A 20097-nucleotide genomic window follows, 5' to 3' on the forward strand; every position below is an offset into this window, starting at 1 on the left:
TCTCTCCTTACGCTGACGGCGAACCGTCGTTGCTAGTGGGCAAGTGCCCACTAGAGTGGGCGCATGCCCACACTACCGCAGGAACAAACTGGCCCCGCCGGGAACGAGCCGCATCGGGCCCGGCGGATCGCGGAGTCGTTCGGCGTGGACGCCGAACGTTACGACCGGGCCCGTCCCCCTTATCCCGGCGCACTGGTGGCGCGCATCATCGCCGCGAGTCCCGGCCGCGCCGTCCTCGATGTCGGCTGCGGCACCGGCATCGAAGCGCGGCAGTTCACCGCGGCGGGCTGCACGGTGCTCGGCGTCGACCCTGACGCCAGGATGGCCGAGTTCGCGCGCCGCGGCGGGATCGAGGTCGAGGTGGCGAAGTTCGAGGACTGGGAACCGGCGGGCCGGACGTTCGACGCCGTCGTCGCCGGTCAGGCGTGGCACTGGGTGGACCCGGTCGCGGGCGCGGCCAAGGCGGCGCGGGTGCTCCGCCCGGGCGGCAGGCTGGCGGTGTTCGGCCATGTGTACGACCCGCCGCCCGAGATCCTGGCGGCCTACAACGAAGCCTGCCGTCGCGTGGCGCCCGAGTCGGTGATGGCTCCCCCACCCTCGGGCAGCGACCAGTCTCCCCGGACCGGCCTGGAGGTCTACCAGGCGATGTTCGCCAGTGCCGCGGACGGATTCCGGCGAGCGGGCGGGTTCGGCGAACCCGAGCAGTGGCGGTTCGACTGGGAACGGCCGTACACCCGCGCCGAGTGGCTGGACCTGTTGCCCACCACCGGCGGCCTCACCCGGCTCGAGCCGGAGAAACAGGCGGAGGTGCTCGCTGAAGTCGGCGCCGCCATCGACGCGCTCGGGGGCGGTTTCACGATGCAGTACGCCACCTTGGCGGCCACCGCGGCGCGAAGCTGACCAGCCTTGGCGCTCGGCGATGGCGGTGCTGTGACCGGCAGCACCGCCATCGCTGTCACATCCGACGTCCGCCGGGTGTCCTTGCTGTAACGCGGCCGGGAGATCGGCCACGGCAGAAGGGAGCCGAGACATGGAAACCGTGACTGCCCGGCGAGTGATCGCAGCGCCGATCGACGAGGTCTTCGAGTGGTGCGCCACCACGACCAACTACACCCGCAGCCCGCTCGTGGTGCGCGCCCGTCTGGCCCGCCACGGCCAGGGCGCGCCCTACGGTGTCGGCGCCATCCGCCTGCACACCTGGCTCATCGGCTGGTTCCGGGAGCGCATCGCCGACTACCAGCCGCCGCGCGAGTTCACGTATGTCGTCGAACGCAGCTTTCCCCCGAGCCGCCACGAACTCGGCCGGATGACCTTCACCGAGGTGCCGGGCGGTACCCAGGTCGTGTGGACGACCCGCGTCGGACTTCCCGTCCCGTTCGGCGACGCGCTCGTCCGCGGGATCGCCAGGCCCGTGGTGTCCCGTGTCTTCGGCAGGATCCTCGACACGGCAGCCGCCGCACTGACCGAGAGGCCAGGCGGGCGCGCCTGACGAGTGGTCAGGTGTCGCCGCGCCTCGTGGATTCCTTCGTCGTGCCGGTCCAGCCGGTGTCGAGGAGGGTGAAGATCTGGTCGAGTGCGGACTCGGCGTCGTCTCGTCCGCGGACGAGGGCGACGGCTTCGAGGGCGAAATGGGCCAGTGCCTGGCAGCCGGGGTCGCCTTCGGGTAGTCCGGCGTCGGCGGCGATCGCCGCGGCCAGGGCGTTCTCGTGGCGCAGCCACATGCGGCGAAAGTACTCACGCAGTGCGGGAGTGGTGTCGATCAGGCGGAGGAAGTCGGCGAGGCGCGGGTCGGTGCGGACCTGCCGGGAGCGCTCGTCGCGAAGCAGTTGGCGCAGCGCCTGAGGGATGGATTGTCCGCTGGGGCGGTCGCGGACAGCGGCGACGAGCGCGGCCTCGTGGCCGGCGTCCTGGTCGAAGACCAGTGCCTCCTTCCCGTCGGGGAAGTGTTTGAACAGGGTGGCCACCGAGACGTCGGCGGTGTCGGCGATCTCCCGTACGCCGACCGCGTCGTAGCCCCGCTCCAGAAACAGTTCCAGCGCGGCGTCGGCCAGGGCCTGACGGGTGGCGGCCTTCTTGCGCTCGCGGCGTCCTGTCTCGGGCATGGCTCCATCCTAGCCGCTGTGTTGAACGGCTTGAAAAATAGAATCGTTAGACTTTTTGAACAGTTCTACGTATGGTGTGAGTAGTCGGCCCGCCTGGTCCGCACCCGTCGGCGACGAACACGCCGCCGCAGCACCCGTGGAAAGGACTCACCTCATGACGACCCCACCTCGCATCGCCATCGTCGGCGGCGGCCCCGCCGGCTTGATGTGCGCCCGCGTCCTGCAGGGACACGGCTTTCAACCGGCGGTGTACGACGCGGACACCGCCGTGGACTCCCGAGACCCGGGAGGAACGCTCGATTTGCACGCCGACGCCGGCCAGATCGCGTTGGAGGACGCCGGGCTGATGGACGCCTTCCTGGCGTTGGCCCGGGTAGAGGGCCAGGCCAAGAGCCGCCGGGACCACCACGGCACCGTCCTGGCCGAGTTCACTCCCGCAGAGGGCGACGAGGCTGCTCCCGAGATCGACCGCGGCCAGTTGCGAATCATGCTCGACCAGCACCTGAAGCCCGGCACTGTCCACTGGGGACACAAACTGGTGCGCGTGACCCCGCTCGGAGGCGGGGTGCACCGACTGGAGTTCGCCAACGGCGCCAGCGCGGAAGCCGACCTCGTCATCGGCGCCGATGGCGCATGGTCGCCGGTTCGCCGTCTGCTCACCGACGCGGTGCCGCAGTACCTCGGTGTCCACTTTCTCGACGCCCGATTCGACGACGTGGACACCCGGCACCCCGAGGTCGCCGCGATCGTGGGGGACGGCCACATGTTCTCCACCGACGGCGACGGCCGCGCGGTGATCGTCCAGCGCAACAGCAACGGAGTGGTCCGCGGCTACATAGCCTTCCGCGCCGAACTCGACTGGCATGTCGCGGCCGGCGTGGACATCACCGACCGCGAGGCCGTCCGGTCCTACCTGGTGCGGGAGTTCTGCGAATGGTCCGCGGTCATGCGCCCGCTGATCACCGGCAACGACGGCGACTACGTGCAGCGCAGCTTCTGGGCTCTGCCCGCTCCGCTGACCTGGGACCACGTCCCCGGTGTCACCCTGATCGGCGACGCCGCCCACCTGATGGCGCCCTTCGGCGGCCACGGTACGAATCTCGCGTTGCTCGATGGCGCGGAACTCGCGCACGCCATCAAGAAGGAGAGCAGCCTCGGCGACGCGGTCGCACGCTACGAGGCAGCGATGTTCCCGCGCTCCGGGGAACTCGCCGTGAGCTCGAACGCCGCGCTCACGCGGTTCTTCGCCACGACGTCACCGGACGCGCCGCACCTTCCCCCGGACCACGCGCGGGAACACCAGAACTACCTGACCAGGGCGGCGGAATACCGACGCCGGCGAGCCGAAGACGAGCAGTAGAAGGCATGCGCTACAAGCCGTAGCAATCCCCGGCGAGAAACCGGGCTTCGATGCGCTGAAGTCAGCCGGGCTCAGTCGTGGGCTAGGTCGGCGAAACGGCTGTAGTGCAGCTGGTGCGCAACGGTGATCGTCGCCGTCGGACCCGCACGGTGCTTCGCGATGATCAGGTCGGCCTCGCCCGCGCGCGGGTCGTCCCGCTCCCAGGCGTCGGGGCGGTTGACCAGGATGACGAGGTCGGCGTCCTGCTCCAGGGAGCCGGACTCACGCAGGTCGGACAGCATCGGGCGCTTGTCCGTCCGTTGTTCCGGACCACGGTTCAGCTGGCTGATCGCGATCACCGGGACCTCGATCTCCTTGGCCAGCAGCTTCATCTGCCGCGAGAACTCCGAGACCTCCTGCTGCCGCGACTCGACGCGCTTGCCGGACGTCATCAGCTGCAGGTAGTCGAGGACAACGAGCTTCAGGTCGTGCCGCTGCTTCAGCCGCCGGGCCTTCGCGCGGATCTCCATCATCGTCATGTTCGGCGAATCATCGACGAACAGCGGCGCCTCGGAGACCTCGCTCATCCGCCGGGCCAGCCGCGTCCAGTCGTCGTCGGACATCTTGCCACCGCGCATGTCGGCGAGGCGGATCCGCGCCTCCGCCGAGAGCATGCGCATGACGATCTCGGTGCGGCTCATTTCCAGCGAGAAGATGACGCTGGTCATGCCGTGCTTGATCGACGCCGAGCGCGCGAAGTCCAGGCCGAGTGTCGACTTACCGACACCGGGGCGGGCCGCGACGATGATCATCTGACCGGGGTGCAGGCCGTTGGTCAGCTCGTCGAAGTCGGCGAAGCCGGTCGGGATGCCCTGCGCCTGCCCGCCGCGCGACGCGATCGCGTCGATCTCGTCCATGGTCGGCTGGAGCAGGTCTTCCAGCGCGACGTAGTCCTCGCTGGTGCGCCGCTCGGTGACGTCGTAGATCGCGGCCTGCGCGCGGTCGACGACCTCGTCGATGTTCGCCCCGTCCGCGGCCGCGGCGCCGTAGCCGTACTGCACGATCCGGGTGCCCGCCTCGACCAGGCGGCGCAGCACCGCCTTCTCCGCGACGATCTCGGCGTAGTACCCGGCGTTCGCCGCCGTCGGCACCATCGCGATCAGCGTGTGCAGGTACGGTGCCCCGCCGACCCTGCCCAGTTCGCCGCGGCGCTCCAGCTCGGCCGAGATGGTGATCGGGTCGGCGGGCTCGCCTCGGCCGTAGAGATCGAGGATGCAGTCGTAGATCGCCTGGTGCGCGGGCCGGTAGAAGTCGTCGGGGCCGAGCGCCTCGATGACGTCCGCGACCGCGTCCTTCGACAGCAGCATGCCGCCGAGCACGGACTGTTCGGCCGCGATGTCCTGCGGCGGCTGGCGGTCGAACTCGCCAGGCCGGGGGCCGGGATCGGCCGGCCCCGGGTCCGAATCCGCGTACATCGGACCGCGGTCGTCGGTCAGCGCCACCGCTGCGGACACCTCCTCGTCACCCGAACATCAGTTCGATTATGCCGGATCTTCCCCTGCTTTCCCAGCCGGCCACGGTGCCTGTGCAGATCATGTCCCCAAGCCGGGGTCCCGCAGCGCAGAAACGCCGCGAACACCGCCGGGGACCACCCTGAGTACCGGGCCGGCGGGCAACCGTAGAACCCCCGGAAGGAGCAACGCAATTCCGGTTGGGGACCACCTTGTGGACAACTTGGGGATGGATGGGGGCAATCAGTCACAGGTGCCCGTGAGCCTGTGGGCAACCTGGGGACAAAGTTGGGGCAAGTTGGCAAAAGCGCAGGTCAAACCCTGTGGGAAAGCTGTGGAGAACTTCGCGAAAACTCGTACGGCGTGTCGCGAAAAGTCCGTTGATCGGCGTGTCGCGGGGGTGTGGGAGGCCCTGTGGATACCGTCACCTGTGGATGAATATTACTGAGCGTAGAGCGATGACCCGGTGGGCTGAATGGAGGTGGTACTCAGCCCGCGCCGAGCCTGCTCTGTGCGCTGCGTAACCGCTCGCCGAGAACCTGCTGGTCGGCCGGGGTGAAGGCGATCCGAGGCTCGCCACGCCCCGGTACCTCTTCGGTCAGCCAGCGGCCTTCGGAGGTATCGATGTAGTTCACCGGGCGTTCGATCCGCTGCCTGCTCCCGCTGCGGTTCCGCACCGCGACGTACAGGCTTCCACTCCCCATTCGGCGTAACGCGAGAATGCGGCGAAGCTCCTCGGCCTCCTGCCCGGCCGCGCTCGGCCGGTCGCTGCGCAGCACCGCGTACCCGTCGTCCTGGGCGCTCATGGATCCGCCCGAAGAGTCCAGTTCGCTCTTCGGCACCGCCATCGCGCGGCCCCGGCCGGGGGCGAGCTTGGGGATCTGCCCGAGGAAGCCTTCCAGTGCCTCGCCGGGGTGCAGCGAGGCGAGCACGACCTGGTCGTACTCGTCGTGCTTGGCCAGCACGAAGCCTTCGCCACCGGCGCTGCCCGCGAGCAGCGAGTAGCTCAGCGCCTTACCGTCGTAGCCGCCGTCGACCCAGCCGTAGTACTCCAGCTGCGGCCGCGCCACCGCCTCCAGTGTCGCGACGAACCCGGGATGCATCCCGCGCGGCCCGAAGAGGCCCTGTTCGGCGAGTTCGGCGTTGGTGCGCTCGTCCTCGCCGCGCTGGGCTTCGTCGCTGTACCAGGTCGGTACCTCGGCGAGGATCAGATGCGGCTCGCCACCGCGGCGGCGGATCAGGTTGATCAGGGTGCCGGTCGTGATCGTGACCTGCTTGTCCAGCACCGGTGGTTCCCCCTAGTACGTGTCTGCGGCACCCGGCTTGCCGGGCGCGCTCATCTTGGCACGCGCCCGGCAAGCCGGGTGTCTCACTCGCCGATGACGGGTGGCGCGGTCAGCTCGTCGGTACCGAAGATCTCGTTGGGGTCGTCCCCGAGCAGGAACTTCGAGCTGCGCTCCTCGTCCTCGCCGCCCTTGCCCTTCGCGCCGTGGCCCATACCGCCCATGCCCCCCATTCCGGTGGCACCCCGGCCCGCGCCTGCCGCGCCCGCGGCACCCGCTCCGGCCGCGCCACCACCGGCCCCGGCGCCCGCCGCGCCGCTGCCGGGAATCGCGGCCCCGCTCGCGCTACCGCCGGGACCGAAGCCAACGCCGCCCGGCCCGAAGCCGGAATCCGACCCGCCGGGGCCGAAGCCACCGCCGGGGATGTCGACCCCGCCGGTGCCACCGGGGCCGAACCCGCCGCCTCCACCGAAGCTGGACCCGGGGATCTTGGGCGGGGTGAAGCCGGACGCGCCGGTGTGGTCGTCCCAGCTCGGCACCTTCGGCGGCTGGTAGTCGCCGCCGGGAATGTTCGGCTTGTAGCCGGGGATGTCCGGTCGCTGGTAGTCGCTGCCCGGGATCTTCGGCATGTCACCCGGCTTGAAGCCGCCGCCGGGGATGTTCGGCGTACCGCCGGGCGGAATCCCGATGCCGCCAGGGGGCATTCCGCCGGGTGGCACGCTGCCGCCAGGAGGCACGTTGACGCCGCCGGGCGGGTTCTTGCCGTCGTCGCCCGGCTTCTTCTTGCCGTCGTCCTTGCCGGGATCGACCTTGACGTTGCGCTGCTGGCCCTCCAGCGCGCTGTACGTCGGCATCTTCTGGCCGTTGGTGTTGCTCGCCTTGAAGTACTCGTTGAACGCGTCGACGTTCGCCTGGCCGTTGCGGTTGTAGTCGCGGATGGCCCGGTCGGTGTCGGTGGTCCACGGCGTGATCGAGTTCAGCAGGTTGTTCTTCGGCGGGTCCTTCGGCACCTGGACCACCTTGGCCTTCACCGTGGTGAACGCCGTGTGCTGCTCGCCGAGGTACTTGTCGCTGTCGGTCAGCTTCTTGCCGGAGTCGTCCATCCACGTACGCAGCGGATGCGCGCCCGCCTGCTGGGCGGCCTCGGAACCCTGGCCCGTCCAGGCGGCGTCCATCTCCTTGGCCAGCTGGTCGATCGTGGTCAGCCGGTCCTGGTAGGTCCCCTTGAGCCGGTTGGCCGCGCCCTGGCCGTCCTCGATCGACTTCGGGCCTGGGCCGGTGTAGATCTTCTCCCAGATGTCGTAGCAGTTGATCTTGCGGTCACCCTGCGCCGACTCGTAGTTGTTCGAGTGCGTGGTCGCCATGTTGTACGCCGAGAACCCGGCGACGATCGGGATCAGGAACAACACCATGGCTCAGCCCTCTTTCAACGTCTGGATCATCGCTTCGCCGACCTTCGCCACCACCGGGCAAGGCGTCTTCGCGTCCGCGCCGTTGTCGAGCTGGGCGAGGATGTTCACCGACAGCTGGTCGGTGACCCCGACGAACAGCCCGCACTTGCCCTTGCTGCGGTGGTCCAGCGCCGCCGCGTAGACCGCCGGGTAGCCGGCGATCTGCGTCGGCTCGAAGTACTCGTCGTTCCCCTTCGTGTCGTAGACGTCGCTCAGCCCGTTCTTGTTGGCCGTCACGGTCGACACGTCGATCTGGTTGCCGCGGTCGTCGGCGTAGGTGAAGGTGCAGGACGGTCCGGCGGAGCCGGTGCGCGGCGTCCCCGGGGACAGCTTCAGCTGGCTCACCTTCGCCGAGGACAGGGTGGCGCAGGCGTTGCTCTGGATCGACGACACGTTCAGCGGAGCCGGGACCTTCGGCGCGGAACCGCCACCGGATCCGCCGGTGTTGGAATCCGTCGCCGACGCGGGAGCGGGCGAAGCGGTGCCGCCGGTGGTACCCGAACAGCCCGCGACGGTGAGCGCGGCCGCGGCGACGGCGGCGAGCAGCAAGGGACGACGCGCGTTCATTGCTTCCCTGCCTTCGAGATGTCCGCCTGGGTGTCGGCTTCCTTGGTGGTGATCTTCTTCTTCGCGTCGAGCAGCGCGTCGATGTAGTTCTTGACGTATTCCTGCATCTTCTCGTTCTGCTCGAGGAACGCCTTGCCGGACGGGTTCGCCAGCTTCTCCCAGTCGCCGCTCGCGAACTCCTTGCCCGGCGCCTTGACGTTCGCCATCAGGTTCGCGTCGGTGGCGTCGTTCTTGAGCTGGGTCCGCAGGTCCTCCCACTTCTTGATGACGCCGTCGATCTTGTCCTTGTCGAAGGAGAACCCGCCGCCCCCGCCCCCGGTGGCCGGGGTCGCCGAGGTCTTCGGCGCGTCCATGCTGACCTTTTCCTGGCGCCGCTGCTCGGCGTTGCTGTCGTACCCGTCAGGCATCGTTCGCTACATCCCCTTTGCGTCCCCATGCGCAATATCGAGTCTGATCAGTGCAGTAAACCGCAGTCAAGCCGAGCTGTCCTCACTCGGACGTGTCCGTACGGCGCCGGGTTCCCGAAATACGTGAAGGCGGGACGCTCCCGCTGGGGGAAGCGCCCCGCCTTCACGACAAGGTGCGGGTTCCGGCCTTACTTGGCGGCCTTGACCTCGAGCCGCACGTCGACCTTCACCTGCGGGTGCAGCCGGGCCGTGGCGGAGTGCTTGCCCACGGTCTTGATGTGCTCACGCAGTTCGATGACGCGCTTGTCCAGCAGCGGACCGCCGGCGGCCTTGATCGCGTCGATGATGTCGGTCGTGGTGACCGAGCCGAAGAGCTTCTTGGAGCCCTCGGCCGCCTTGGCGGACAGCTGGATGGCGCCGAGGCCCTCCAGCGTCGCCTTGATCTCCTTGGCGTGGTCGAGGTCGCGGATGCGACGGCTCTCCTGCGCCCGCTTGATGGTCCGCACGTTCTTCTCGGCACCCTTGGTGGCCACGATCGCGTAGCCACGCGGGAGCAGGTAGTTACGGGCGTACCCGTCCTTGACCTCGACGATGTCGCCGGGGCCGCCGAGGTTCGCCACGTCGGTGGTGAGAATGATCTTCGCCATGACTCAGCTCCCTCAGCGCGCGGTCGACGTGTAGGGCAGCAGCGCCATCTCGCGCGAGTTCTTCACCGCGATGGCGATGTCCCGCTGGTGCTGGCTGCAGTTGCCGGTGACCCGGCGGGCACGGATCTTGCCGCGGTCGGAGATGTACTTCCGCAGCAGGTTCGTGTCCTTGTAGTCGATCAGTTCCGGACGGCCCTTCTTCTCGGCCTTGCAGAACACGCAGACCTTCTTCTTGGGCTTACGAATGGGTGGCTTGGCCACTGTGTACTCCTGGAAATTTCACGTTTGGTTGCGTATCTCGCTTCAGGCGCTCGCCGGGGCCGTCCGGCCCGCGGTGCGGCACCGATCAGAAGGGCGGCTCGTCGGAGAAGCCGCCGCCACCACCGCTGCTGGCGGGTGGGGCCGAGCCCCACGGGTCGTCGGCGGGCGCGCCGCCGCCACCGCCACCGGAGGGGGCGCCGCCGAAGCCGCCGCCACCACCGCTGCCGCGGCTGACCTTGTTCACCTTGGCCGTGGCGTACCGCAGGGACGGGCCGATCTCGTCGACCTCGAGCTCCACGACGGTGCGCTTCTCGCCTTCCTTGGTCTCGAAGGACCGCTGCTTGAGCCGGCCCTGCACGACCACCCGCGCGCCGCGGGTCAGCGACTCGGCGACGTTCTCCGCCGCCTGGCGCCAGATGTTGCAGCGCAGGAACAGCGCCTCGCCGTCCTTCCACTCGCCGGTCTGCCGGTCGAGCGTGCGGGGCGTGGACGCGACCGTGAAGTTCGCGACCGCCGCGCCGGACGGGGTGAAGCGGAGTTCCGGGTCGGACGTGAGGTTGCCGATCACCGTGATGACGGTGTCTCCAGCCATCGGGCGTTGTTCCCTTCGGCTCAGGCCTTGGCGGCGGCGGCGGGCTTGGCCGCGGCGCGCTTGACCTCGCGGCGCATGACCTTGGTGCGCAGGACGGTTTCCTGCAGCGAGAGCTGGCGGTCGAGCTCCTTGACGGCGTCGGCCGAGGAGTTCAGGTCCAGCAGGGCGTAGATGCCCTCGGCGTGCTTCTTGATCTCGTACGAGAGGCGACGGCGGCCCCAGACGTCGACCTTCTCCACGCTGCCGCCCGAAGTGCGGATCACGTTGAGGAAGTTGTCCAGGGTGGGAGCCACCGTACGCTCGTCGAGCGTGGGGTCCAGGATGACCATTACCTCGTAATGGCGTGACACAACCACTCACCTCCTATGGGCTCGCGGCCATGGACGTTCCATGGCAGGAGGGTATGTCGGGGTAAAGCGTACCTACGGGCACCGACAGTTCCGCGCGCAGGGTGCGCGGGGTCAGCTCGTGCGGCGCAGCACCCAGGTCCGGACCAGCCCGGCGGTGACGCCGGCCAGCACGATCACCGCGAGCAGCATCGGCAGCTGGACGTTGTTCGCCGTGTTCGACGAAGCGAGCGATTCGGCGTTGCCCGCGTTGCGGATGTCGGCGCCCTGGCCGCTGCTGCCGTCCTGGCCCTGGCCGAACTGCGGTGCCGAGCCGTCGCCCGGCAGCGTCCCGTTCGACGGGTAGCGCACGCCCGGCGCGACCGCGACACCCGGCGTCGCGGTGGGGATACCGCTGTAGTCGCGCTGCGGTGCGGTGCCGGTCTGGCCGCCGGGGAGCAGGTTCGACAGGTTCGAGCCGCCGTTCGGCGCGGTGCTGGTGCCCCTGCCGGGCTGCGACCCCTGCGCGGGGTCGGACCGTGGCGTGCTCGGCGCCACGTAGTTCGTGGCCAGCGTCGTCAGCTTGCAGCTGTTGGAGACGCCTTCCCTGATGTACTGCAGCGTCTTCGCCTTGGTGCCGAGCGCGCTCTCGCCCAGGCCCCACTCGTTCTGCAGCGCGTCGAGGACGGGCCCGGCCATGTCGCTACCGGCGATCGAGCCGCCCGCGGACTGCGGGACCGAGCCGACGGTCAGCACCTTGCCGCTGATCGCCCTGGCCAGTCCGTCCGGGTCGACACCGTTGAGGTGCAGGAAGATCTCGTTGCGCTTCGCCGCCGTCCGCACGACGTCGGCGAAACCGGAGCCCTTCACCGCGACCGAGTCGCCCATGCCGCCGTTGACCGAACCGGCGCAGGAATCCGCGAGCGTGGTCGCCGCGGACGCGGTGCCCGAGGAGAGGAACACGCCGCCGGTCACGAACGCGGCGAGTGCGGTGGCGGTCAGTGCTTTGCGGGTCGTCTGCCAGGTGGGGAGTTTCCGCACGAGCGCTGTCCTCCGGGGTCCGTGGGCGTCGTTGATGGCAACAGGGTCAACGAGTGATTCCCTGGAAAGATACTCGGCGGTCGGGCTAATGAGTAGCGACCATTCGGCGGAGCACCCAGGTGCGCACCAGGCCCGCGCTGACTCCGGAGAGTGCCAGAACCGCGATGAGCACGGGTAATCCTGCGCCATTCGTGAAGCCGCCGCCGGAGTTCGGGAGCGCCACGGCCTGTCCCGCATTCTGGACCTCGGCCGAGCCGCCGTTCTGCTGTTGCTCCGGCAGGCCGTACTGCGGGGCGTAGCCGGGGATCTGGCTGCCGTAGCGCAGGCCGGGGGCCGGGGCGAACAGCCCGGCCATCGCGGCCGGGATGTCACTGTAGTCCCGCATCGGCGCGTAACCGGTGGAAAGCGCGAACGGCAGCCCGCCGAAACTCGGCGAGTACGCGCCGGACAGGACGGGGCTGTTCGCGTCCGGGATGGGCATCGCCCCTTGCTGCGGCCCACCCTGCGCGGGAGCGCCAGGGCTGCCGGGGCCACCCTGCTGCGGCGGCGGTGAGCCGGGCCCTGGCTTCTCGGGCGCGGGCTTGCCGCCGCCGGTGAGTGCCTGGCTCGCACCGTTCGTGACCCCGGAAACGCCCTGGTTGATCGCGCTCGCCGCGGGCGCGCCGACCACCGGGACCGGCGCGACGACGGTGTTCACCACGGTCACGCTCACCCGGCACACGGTGCCGAGCAACGCGTTGATCGTCCCGGTCAGCACGCCGGAGACCTGGCCGACGACGCCCAGGTTGAGCGGGATGCCGAGCAACGGAGTGGTGCCGAAGATCGTGTCGCCCGGCTTCGCGGTGACCGAGCTGCCACACGGGACGGTCTGGGTTTCGGCGGCCGCGGTGCCGGGCATCGCCAGCGCGGCGGAACCAGCGAGAACGAAGGCGGACGCGCCTACCGCGGTTGCCCTCCGTACACGACTCTGCATGGCCGGTCCCTTTCCCCGCCGTCGGTTCTCACCCAGGACAACGACGGTAACGAAGACGAGTGACGCCCGCTCCCCCGAAGCTTTCGCGCATTCGAGTGGAAACGGGCGTCACAGGCGGTGATCGAAAGGGACTACGCGGGTTTACGGCGGATCCACGCTCGGACCAGCGCGGCCGCGACGACGGCCAGGGCGAGCACGGCGAGCAGCATCGGCAGCTTCGCCGGGGGCATCGCGGTCGGCAGCGCCTGCGCGGTGCCCGGTTTCTGGTCGACGGTCGGCACGTGGGCGTCCGGGACCTGTCCCGGGACGACCTGGGTGATCACCGGTGCCTGGCTGAAGTTCGCGGGCAGCACGAGCCCGGCGCCGAGGCCGGCGATCGAGTCGCCGATGGCGCCGGGACCACCGGGACCGACCACGACCGGGTCGAGGTGGTTGCCGGGGTTCGACCCCGGATCACCCGGGCCGGGCGGCGGGTTCGGTCCCGGGCCAGGACCAGGCGGCTGCGGTCCCGGCCCAGGGGGCGTCGGGCCGGGACCTGGTGGCTGGGTCACTCCGCGCAGGAGGCCCTGTGTCGTGTCCCCGACGGCGTTCACGGTTCCCTGTGCCGCCGGGCACACGCCCTTGGCGGCCAGGTCGCCGACGGCCGGGACCTCGCCGACGCGCAACGCCCTGACGGTGTCGCCGACCGGGAGCGTCAGCAAGGGGTTCTTGCCGTCCTTGGCCTTCGACGTCGAGTCCAGCCCCACGGTGAGCGCACCCGGTGCGGCGAGCGGCGCCCCGGCGTCCAGCGTGAGCCCCGATCCCTGCCTGCCGTTCTGCAGGGTGGACGCGCAGTCGCCGCCGAGCGTCGGATCCGGTTTGTCCGCCGCGGACGCCTGAGGTGGGAAGGCGAGCGCGCCCGCCATGGCCGTGACGAATCCCAGGACGGTGATCCGGCGCGCGTTCTTCCCCATAGAGTCGCCTCCGGCCCTTCAGCCAACGTGGATCACGGAACGCGCTCACGGTACTCCACGAGCGTCACCAACTGGGGCTGAAGGGGCAAGGTTCAGCCGGAGTAGCGTGCTGCGCATGCAGATTGGCGCCCATGTCCGTGACGACGATCCGCTGGCCGCGGTCGCCGAACGCGAAGCCGACGTCGTCCAGTTCTTCCTCTCCGACCCGCAGGGCTGGAAGGCCCCGAAGCCGCATCCGCTCGGCGAGGAGATCAAGGCTCACCCGGTCGAGGTGTTCATCCACGCGCCGTACCTCATCAACGTCGCCTCGCTGAACAACAAGATCCGCATCCCCTCGCGCAAGAACGTCACGCAGCACGCGAACGGCGCGGCCGCGATCGGCGCGAAGGGGCTGATCGTGCACGGCGGGCACGTCCGTGACGGCGAGGACGCCGAAGAGGGCCTGGTGAACTGGCGCAAGCTGTTCGAGCGCGAGGCCGAAAAGGGCGGTTTCGCGGTGCCGATCCTGATCGAGAACACCGCGGGCGGCGACAACGCGATGACCCGCGACCTCGACACGATCGCGCGGCTGTGGGACAAGGTCGGCGAGTTCGGTGCCGGGTTCTGCTTCGACACCTGCCACGCGTTCGCCGCGGGCTGGGACCTGGCCGACGCCGTCGAGAAGATCAAGGCCATCACCGGCCGGATCGACCTGGTGCACCTCAACAACTCCCGCGACGAGTTCGGCTCCACCCGCGACCGGCACGCCAACGTCGTCGGCGGCGACGGCACGATCGACCCGGACGTGCTGGTCGCCGTGGCCAGGGACGCGGGCGCGCCGGTGGTGGTCGAGACCCCGGGCGACGGCCAGGCCGCCGACATCGCCTACCTGCGCAAGGCCCTCACCGCCTGAGCGAATCCGAGCACGGAGCCACACCGAGGGACGCCTTCAGTGCGTTGGCTGCACCGAGGGACGCCCTCGTCGCATCGAACGCACCCAGGGCGTCCCTCGGTGCGGCTCAGCCGGCGGGGACGGCCTCGGCCCGGTGGGCGCCGCCGGTCCTGAACCGGTCGCGGGCGCCGTCGAGCACGCCACCGGCTGGGTCGTCGTCGCCGGCCAACCGCACCAGATCCCGCGAAGGCCGGTAGATCTCCCGCAGCACCAGCACGCACAGCCCGGCGACGGCGAGGTCCCGCACGATCACCGTGCCGAGGAACCAGCTTTCGGGCAGGCCCTTGTGGTCGACGCCGAGGTAGTAGAACATCCGCGGCGCCCACACCAGCGCGTCGAGCACCATCCAGCCGAGCAGCAGCCGCCAGCGCGGGATCGCCAGCACGGCCAGCGGCACGAGCCACAGTGAATACTGCGGGCTCCACACCTTGTTCGTCAGCAGGAACGCCGCCACCACGAGGAACGCGAGCTGGCCGACGCGCGGGCGCCGGGGCGCGGTGAGCGCCACGTAGGCGAGCCCGGCACAACAGGCGAGGAACAGGACCGCGACGACGGCGTTGAGCCAGACCGGGTTCTGTCCTTTTTGGAGTATCCCGTCGAACCCGGTCCAGCCCGTGAAGTACCCGATGACGTTGTAGATCGAGTCCGGGTCCATCGGCCGCAGGGTGTTGAGCCGGAAGAACTCCTCCCAGCCGCGGGTCGCGAACAGCAGGAACGGCACGTTGACGACCAGCCAGGTCGCGACCGTGACCCCGGCTGTGCGGCCCCATTCGCGGAGTCTGCCCGCACGCAGGCACAGCACGAACAGCACACCGAGCAGGAACAACGGATACAGCTTCGCGGCCGCGCCGATGCCGAGCAGCAGCCCGGTCAGCCACGGCCGTTTGCGGGACCAGGCGAGCAGGCCCGCCGCGGTGAACGCGGTCGCGATGGCGTCGAAGTTGGTGAACGCGTGCACCAGCACGAGCGGCGAGATCGCCACCAGCGCGGCGTCCCACGGCCGTCGTTTCGCGACGCGCCCGGTCGCCCACACCGTCACCAGCCAGGCGAGCGCGAGCCAGAACGCGACGAGGTTGAAGTACACCGCCACCGGCAGCGCGCCGGGGAGCCAGCCCGCGTTCGCCAGCGAGAGCCAGCCGTCGGCCAGCCGCGCGTTGGCCCATTGGAACAGCCCGGTGACCACCGGGTACTCCATGTACCGCGTGCCGTTCTCCGCGGTCTGGGTGTTTTCCGACCACGACGACGTGTAGGGGAACACGTTCGGATCGTTGAGGTGCTCGGACGAGTAGAGCGGGACGACGTCGGAGTAGCACATCGCGACGAACGGGCGGCCCGAACGCCAGTCGAGCTGGGTGGTCCCCGCGCCGTCGGTGTACTGCTGGATGCACGACGCCTTGCCGAACCAGCACAGCACCAGCGCGAGCACGGCCAGCAGCAGCCCGACCCGCTGCGGCGACCAGAACCAGTGCCTGCCGACGGCCGCGTGCTCCCCGAGCGGTCCGCCCAGCGGTCTCGTCACCGCCGCGACCATCGGGTCGGTCCGGCTCGGGATCACCCGATCCCGGAAGGAAAGCGTGGCCGGAGCCGCTTCGGGCTCTGGGGCGGTGGTCTGCTCGGACACGTCGCGGATGGTACCGGTCGGTAAGTCACAGCCATGTCATCTTGGGTCCACGAAGAACTTCGACAGCACTTCCGCGGCGGCGCCGAGTGACACGATTTCCTCGCCGAGGCCGTCCACTTCGACCTCGATGCGCTGCCATCGCGGCAGCGGCAGCAACTCCCCCAGCCGGGCGAGAACGGCGTCGCGGTAGACCTCCGGCGCGGCCCGCACCGCGCGGCCCGCCAGCACGATCCGTTCGAGGTCGAGCACCTGCACCAGATCGGCGAGCCCGATCCCGAGCAGGCTCGCGGCGGTCTCGGTGTCCGGCGCGGCGTTGTGGAGGACTTCGACGCAGCCACGGCGTCCGCAGCCGCACCGGGGCCCGTCGAAGGCCAGCGTGGTGTGCCCGAACTCGCCCGCGTTCGTGCGTGGCCCGCGATAGAGCCTGCCGTCGACGAGCAGTCCGACGCCGATGCCGGTGCCCACCAGCACTACCGCCGTCGCGGTGTTGTCCCCGTTCGGCCAGTTCCGCGCGAAGGCGGCGGTGTTGGTGTTCTTGTCCAGCGTCACCGGCAACCCGGTCCGCTCGGCGAGGAGATCGCGCAGCGGGATGTCGTGCCAGCCGGGCATGTTGGTCGCGTCGCGCACGATTCCGGCGTCGTGGTCGAGTGGGCCGACGGCGCCGACACCCAGGCCGAGTACGCCGTCGACCCCCGCGGTGAGTTCCCGGGTCGCGTCGGCGATCGCGGTGACGGCCTGGTCGGGGGTGAAGCCCCGCGGCAGGGGCCCGCCGATCGACGCTTCGACGGCGCCGGTCAGATCCGCGCGCAGGACGTGGAACTCGTCGCGGTCGAGCCGGGCGCCGATCGCGTGCCGGGCGTGCGCACGGATCCGCAGGAGCGTGCGGGGTTTGCCGACCCCGTTCGCGGGCTGGCGTTCCTCGTCGAGCAGGCCGCCACCGACCAGCTCGGGGACGATCTTCGACACCGCCTGCTGGGTCAGCCCGGTGCGCTCGGCGAGCTCGACGCGGCTCAGCCCGCCCGCACGCAGGATGTGCGTGAGCAGCAGGGCGCGGTTGTGCTGGCGCAGCCCGCGCAGGTTGACCCCGGTCTCCGGCATGCCCCGATCCTGGCATGGCTGGCCAATTTAGCAACACTGTTGTTTAATTAGCGCATGGCTGATTTGCGCGTCGGGATCCTCGGCTATGGCATCGGTGGTCGCGTCTTCCACGCTCCGCTCGTCGCGGCGACGCCGGGGCTGACGCCAGCGCTGATCGTCACCGGAAATCCGGAACGCGCCGCGCAGGCGCGGGCCGACTACGCCGGAGCCGACGTCGTCCCGGACGCGGACGCGTTGTTCTCGCGCGTCGACGAACTGGACCTGCTCGTGGTCAGCACGCCGAACCGCACCCACGTCCCGCTCGCGCTGCGGGCGATCGAGGCCGGGAAGCCGGTGGTGGTGGACAAGCCGTTCGCGCCCACAGCGGCCGAGGCCGAGCGGGTCGTCGCTGCGGCGAAGGCGGCGGGCGTCGGGCTCACCGTGTTCCAGAACCGTCGCTTCGACTCCGACTTCCTGACCGTCCGCAAGGTGCTCGGCTCCGGGCGGCTCGGCGACGTCTTCCGCTTCGAGTCCCGCTACGACCGGTGGGTGCCGAAGCCCAAGGACAACTGGCGCGAGTTCGGCGATCCGGCCGAGGCGGGCGGGCTGCTCTACGACCTCGGTGCGCACATCGTCGACCAGGCGCTGCAACTGTTCGGCCCGGTCGCCGAGGTGTACGCGGAGGTCGACCGCCGCCGCGCCGGGGTCCAGGTCGACGACGACGTCTTCGTCGCGCTGCACCACGTCAACGGCGTCCGCTCGCACCTGTGGTCCTCGGCGCTGGCCGGCACCCGAAACCCGCGGTTCCGGGTACTCGGCGACAAGGCGACGTTCACCAAATACGGCCTCGACGTCCAAGAGCCGCAGATCAAGGCGGGTCTTCGCCCGGGTGGCGACGGCTGGGGCGTCGAGCCCGAAGGCGACGCGGGCACCCTCGGCGTGAACGACGACGTCGAGATCGTGCCCACCGAGGTGGGCCGCTACGAGGATTTCTACGCGCAGGTACGAGACGCCGTCCGTGACGGCGCCCCGTACCCGGTCGACGCGGCCGAGGCCGTCGAAGCGTTGCGCGTCATCGAAGCCGCGCACCTGGCGGGCAAGGAACGCAAGGTCGTGCGGCTGAAGGGGACTTTCGTCTCATGACATGAGCTGAAGGGGACTTTCAGCCCATGCGATGCGAGGAACGTCCCCTTCAGCACAGCCCTTCGAGGACGTCGGCCGCGGCCGGGGCGCCTCCGGCGGCGGCGATTTCTCCTTGCATGGTCTTCAGGTTCGCGGCGATCTCGGTGTTGTCCACAATGGACAACACGGCATCGCGAAGGCTCGACGCCGTCACCTCGGCGGGCGGAAGGTGTTTGCCGAGGCCGAGTTCCGCGACCCTGTCGGCGTTCGCGCGCTGCTCGCCGACCTGAGGCACCGCCACCATCGGCACACCGAAACTCAGCGCCTCCATGGTCGAACCCATTCCGGCGTGCGTGACGAACGCCTTCGCGTGCCGCAGCACGCTCAGCTGTGGCACGGATTTGTGCAGTTCGACGTGCTCGGGCACCTCGCCGAGCGCCGCGTGGTCGACCTGCTCGCCGGTCACGAGCACCACGTGCAAGTCGGTATCCGTGAACGCCTTCAGACAGGTCCGGTAGAACTCGGGCTCGTTGTTGTACGCGGTGCCGAACGACACGAGCAGCACGTCGCGACCGGACGCGGGCGGCTCCCAGCTGCCCTGGAACGCGCGCTCACCCAGCGCCGGGCCGACGAAATGGTGGCCGGCGAACGTGTCCCCGGCGAACTGGAACGCCCGCGGCAGGAACACCAGGTCCGCGGCGGCGCCGGTCCCGTTGATCATGTCCGCGCCGTCGAGACCGTCGCGGGCGGCGAGGCGTCCCGCCTGCTCGATCGTGCGCAGGATCAGCGGGTCGAGCAGGTCGACCTCGAAGTAGTTCGACATCGACCAGTGCTCGTTGCTCACCAGGTGCGGCCAGCTCAGCACCCGCGGCACACCCCATCGCGCCGCGAGCAACTGTCCCCACCAGGAGATCGGCGCGTCGGTCACGACGAGATCCGGTCGTACGTCGCCGAACCCTTCGGCGACCTGTGCCAGCACCGCCCGTGTCTCCTCCAGGTTCCCCGCCATCACCTTCGGCAGTTCCCCGCGGTCGAACTTCGGCGGCTCGGTGAACATCTTCGCGAACGTCGACTCGTAGCCGATCAGCTCTGCGCCGGTTTCGGCGATGCGGTCGGCGAAGAACGCCGGTGCGGCATATGTGACGCGATGGCCGCGCGCGACGAGTTCCGAGGCGACGGCGAGCGTCGGATTGACGTGTCCGGCACCGGTCGGCACGCAGAATGCGAAATGACTCATGTTTTCCCCCTGGTCGCGTGGATGAACAGCGAAACGAGTTCGCGGGTGTAGGCGGGCAGGTCGAGATCGGGGTCCATCGCCCAGTGGTCGAGGACACCGTCGACCGCGGACCGGATGGTCACGGCCATGACGGTGGGATCGAACCGCCGGAATTCCCCGGTGCGCTGCCCCTCGATGAGCATCTCCTCGATCGACCGGTCCCGGGCTCCGCCGGGCGCGTTGACGAAGCGCTCGTTGCCGTCGGTGTCCCGCATGTTCGGGAAGATCTGCCGCAGCGCGAGGAACTGGGCGCGGTGCAGCCGCATGTACTCGATGCCGGACTCGAGGTACGCGGTCAGTTTCCCGGTCGCCGTGGTGGCCGCCGCCATCGCGGCCCCGACGAACCCGGCGACATCGGTGATCACGTCGCGCAGGATCTGCTCCAGCAGCTCGTCCTTGCCACTGAAGTGGTAGGAGATGACGCCCTTGCTCGTCCCCGCGCGTGCGGCGATCTTCGCCAGCGACGCCGCGGCGAACCCCTGTTCGGCGATCACCTCGATCGCGCAGTCCACGAACTGACGCCGTCTGGCCAGCTCGGTGAAAGTTGGACCGCTCGACTTGGAATCTGACCGCATGGCCAGAAGGTAGCACGATCGGTCAAAACAGTGAAGGGCGTT

General features: G+C 69.6%; 22 protein-coding genes. 5 read left to right on the forward strand and 17 right to left on the reverse strand.

Annotated features, from left to right (window positions below; all coding sequences use genetic code 11):
• The first annotated feature begins 126 nt into the window (after nucleotides 1–126).
• Both ACFW0G_RS18695 and ACFW0G_RS18700 read left to right on the forward strand, forming a co-directional pair.
• Nucleotides 127–900, forward strand: a complete 774-nt coding sequence (locus ACFW0G_RS18695) for a class I SAM-dependent methyltransferase (RefSeq protein WP_378326639.1) — start codon at nucleotides 127–129, stop codon at nucleotides 898–900.
• Between the two features lie 130 nt (nucleotides 901–1030).
• Nucleotides 1031–1489 carry an SRPBCC family protein gene (locus tag ACFW0G_RS18700; protein WP_378326573.1) on the forward strand — a complete coding sequence of 153 codons (459 nt, stop codon included), beginning with the start codon at nucleotides 1031–1033 and terminating at the stop codon, nucleotides 1487–1489.
• 7 nt (nucleotides 1490–1496) lie between these two features.
• Here the strand turns inward: ACFW0G_RS18700 and ACFW0G_RS18705 are convergent, their stop codons facing one another.
• Nucleotides 1497–2102 (reverse strand): TetR/AcrR family transcriptional regulator, encoded by a 606-nt coding sequence (locus ACFW0G_RS18705; protein WP_378326574.1) that lies wholly within the window; start codon nucleotides 2100–2102, stop codon nucleotides 1497–1499.
• Between the two features lie 154 nt (nucleotides 2103–2256).
• Here ACFW0G_RS18705 and ACFW0G_RS18710 point away from each other — a divergent pair, with 154 nt between their 5' ends.
• On the forward strand, nucleotides 2257–3462 hold the full coding sequence (locus ACFW0G_RS18710) for an FAD-dependent oxidoreductase (protein WP_378326575.1): 1206 nt from the start codon (nucleotides 2257–2259) through the stop codon (nucleotides 3460–3462).
• A gap of 71 nt (nucleotides 3463–3533) precedes the next feature.
• On the opposite strand, the gene dnaB is transcribed toward ACFW0G_RS18710, so the two are convergent.
• The 12 genes from dnaB to ACFW0G_RS18770 all read right to left on the reverse strand — a co-directional run bounded on the left by dnaB (nucleotide 3534) and on the right by ACFW0G_RS18770 (nucleotide 13453).
• Entirely contained in the window at nucleotides 3534–4943 is a 1410-nt protein-coding gene (gene dnaB / locus ACFW0G_RS18715; protein ID WP_378326640.1) for a replicative DNA helicase, read from the reverse strand.
• Between the two features lie 497 nt (nucleotides 4944–5440).
• The gene (locus ACFW0G_RS18720; RefSeq protein ID WP_378326576.1) at nucleotides 5441–6238 is read right to left on the reverse strand and encodes an ESX secretion-associated protein EspG; all 798 of its coding nucleotides are present in this window, start codon (nucleotides 6236–6238) and stop codon (nucleotides 5441–5443) included.
• A gap of 83 nt (nucleotides 6239–6321) precedes the next feature.
• Nucleotides 6322–7647: a PPE domain-containing protein gene (locus tag ACFW0G_RS18725; RefSeq protein ID WP_378326577.1), complete on the reverse strand. Its 1326-nt coding sequence runs from the start codon at nucleotides 7645–7647 to the stop codon at nucleotides 6322–6324.
• A gap of 3 nt (nucleotides 7648–7650) precedes the next feature.
• Complete coding sequence (locus ACFW0G_RS18730) at nucleotides 7651–8253, reverse strand: DUF3558 domain-containing protein (protein WP_378326578.1); 603 nt, start codon at nucleotides 8251–8253, stop codon at nucleotides 7651–7653.
• Nucleotides 8250–8606, reverse strand: a complete 357-nt coding sequence (locus ACFW0G_RS18735; RefSeq protein WP_378326641.1) for a hypothetical protein — start codon at nucleotides 8604–8606, stop codon at nucleotides 8250–8252. Before ACFW0G_RS18735 ends, ACFW0G_RS18730 begins: the two co-directional genes overlap by 4 nt.
• Nucleotides 8607–8848: 242 nt before the next feature.
• Entirely contained in the window at nucleotides 8849–9307 is a 459-nt protein-coding gene (gene rplI / locus ACFW0G_RS18740; protein ID WP_378326579.1) for a 50S ribosomal protein L9, read from the reverse strand.
• Nucleotides 9308–9319: 12 nt separating this feature from the next.
• Nucleotides 9320–9568 (reverse strand): 30S ribosomal protein S18, encoded by a 249-nt coding sequence (rpsR, locus tag ACFW0G_RS18745; protein WP_003098744.1) that lies wholly within the window; start codon nucleotides 9566–9568, stop codon nucleotides 9320–9322.
• 85 nt (nucleotides 9569–9653) lie between these two features.
• Nucleotides 9654–10160, reverse strand: a complete 507-nt coding sequence (locus ACFW0G_RS18750) for a single-stranded DNA-binding protein (protein WP_378326580.1) — start codon at nucleotides 10158–10160, stop codon at nucleotides 9654–9656.
• Between the two features lie 20 nt (nucleotides 10161–10180).
• Nucleotides 10181–10510 carry a 30S ribosomal protein S6 gene (gene rpsF, locus ACFW0G_RS18755; protein WP_378326581.1) on the reverse strand — a complete coding sequence of 110 codons (330 nt, stop codon included), beginning with the start codon at nucleotides 10508–10510 and terminating at the stop codon, nucleotides 10181–10183.
• Between the two features lie 111 nt (nucleotides 10511–10621).
• Nucleotides 10622–11527: a hypothetical protein gene (locus ACFW0G_RS18760; protein ID WP_378326582.1), complete on the reverse strand. Its 906-nt coding sequence runs from the start codon at nucleotides 11525–11527 to the stop codon at nucleotides 10622–10624.
• Between the two features lie 85 nt (nucleotides 11528–11612).
• On the reverse strand, nucleotides 11613–12500 hold the full coding sequence (locus ACFW0G_RS18765; RefSeq protein WP_378326583.1) for a hypothetical protein: 888 nt from the start codon (nucleotides 12498–12500) through the stop codon (nucleotides 11613–11615).
• A 131-nt stretch (nucleotides 12501–12631) separates the two neighbouring features.
• Nucleotides 12632–13453 carry a hypothetical protein gene (locus ACFW0G_RS18770; RefSeq protein ID WP_378326584.1) on the reverse strand — a complete coding sequence of 274 codons (822 nt, stop codon included), beginning with the start codon at nucleotides 13451–13453 and terminating at the stop codon, nucleotides 12632–12634.
• A gap of 115 nt (nucleotides 13454–13568) precedes the next feature.
• Here ACFW0G_RS18770 and ACFW0G_RS18775 point away from each other — a divergent pair, with 115 nt between their 5' ends.
• Complete coding sequence (locus tag ACFW0G_RS18775) at nucleotides 13569–14345, forward strand: deoxyribonuclease IV (protein WP_378326585.1); 777 nt, start codon at nucleotides 13569–13571, stop codon at nucleotides 14343–14345.
• A 106-nt stretch (nucleotides 14346–14451) separates the two neighbouring features.
• Here the strand turns inward: ACFW0G_RS18775 and ACFW0G_RS18780 are convergent, their stop codons facing one another.
• Both ACFW0G_RS18780 and ACFW0G_RS18785 read right to left on the reverse strand, forming a co-directional pair.
• Nucleotides 14452–16005, reverse strand: coding sequence for a glycosyltransferase family 87 protein (locus ACFW0G_RS18780; protein ID WP_378326586.1), 1554 nt, complete (start codon nucleotides 16003–16005; stop codon nucleotides 14452–14454).
• A gap of 36 nt (nucleotides 16006–16041) precedes the next feature.
• Nucleotides 16042–17103 (reverse strand): ROK family transcriptional regulator, encoded by a 1062-nt coding sequence (locus tag ACFW0G_RS18785; protein WP_378326587.1) that lies wholly within the window; start codon nucleotides 17101–17103, stop codon nucleotides 16042–16044.
• Nucleotides 17104–17157: 54 nt separating this feature from the next.
• On the opposite strand from ACFW0G_RS18785, the gene ACFW0G_RS18790 reads away from it, so the two are divergent.
• Nucleotides 17158–18225 (forward strand): Gfo/Idh/MocA family oxidoreductase, encoded by a 1068-nt coding sequence (locus tag ACFW0G_RS18790; RefSeq protein WP_378326588.1) that lies wholly within the window; start codon nucleotides 17158–17160, stop codon nucleotides 18223–18225.
• Between the two features lie 49 nt (nucleotides 18226–18274).
• On the opposite strand, the gene ACFW0G_RS18795 is transcribed toward ACFW0G_RS18790, so the two are convergent.
• Nucleotides 18275–19441: a macrolide family glycosyltransferase gene (locus ACFW0G_RS18795; RefSeq protein ID WP_378326589.1), complete on the reverse strand. Its 1167-nt coding sequence runs from the start codon at nucleotides 19439–19441 to the stop codon at nucleotides 18275–18277.
• The gene (locus tag ACFW0G_RS18800; RefSeq protein ID WP_378326590.1) at nucleotides 19438–20055 is read right to left on the reverse strand and encodes a TetR family transcriptional regulator; all 618 of its coding nucleotides are present in this window, start codon (nucleotides 20053–20055) and stop codon (nucleotides 19438–19440) included. Before ACFW0G_RS18800 ends, ACFW0G_RS18795 begins: the two co-directional genes overlap by 4 nt.
• Between the last annotated feature and the right edge of the window lie 42 nt (nucleotides 20056–20097).

It is taken from the genome of Amycolatopsis sp. NPDC058986, from assembly GCF_042741125.1.
In the GTDB taxonomy this organism is placed as follows: domain Bacteria; phylum Actinomycetota; class Actinomycetes; order Mycobacteriales; family Pseudonocardiaceae; genus Amycolatopsis.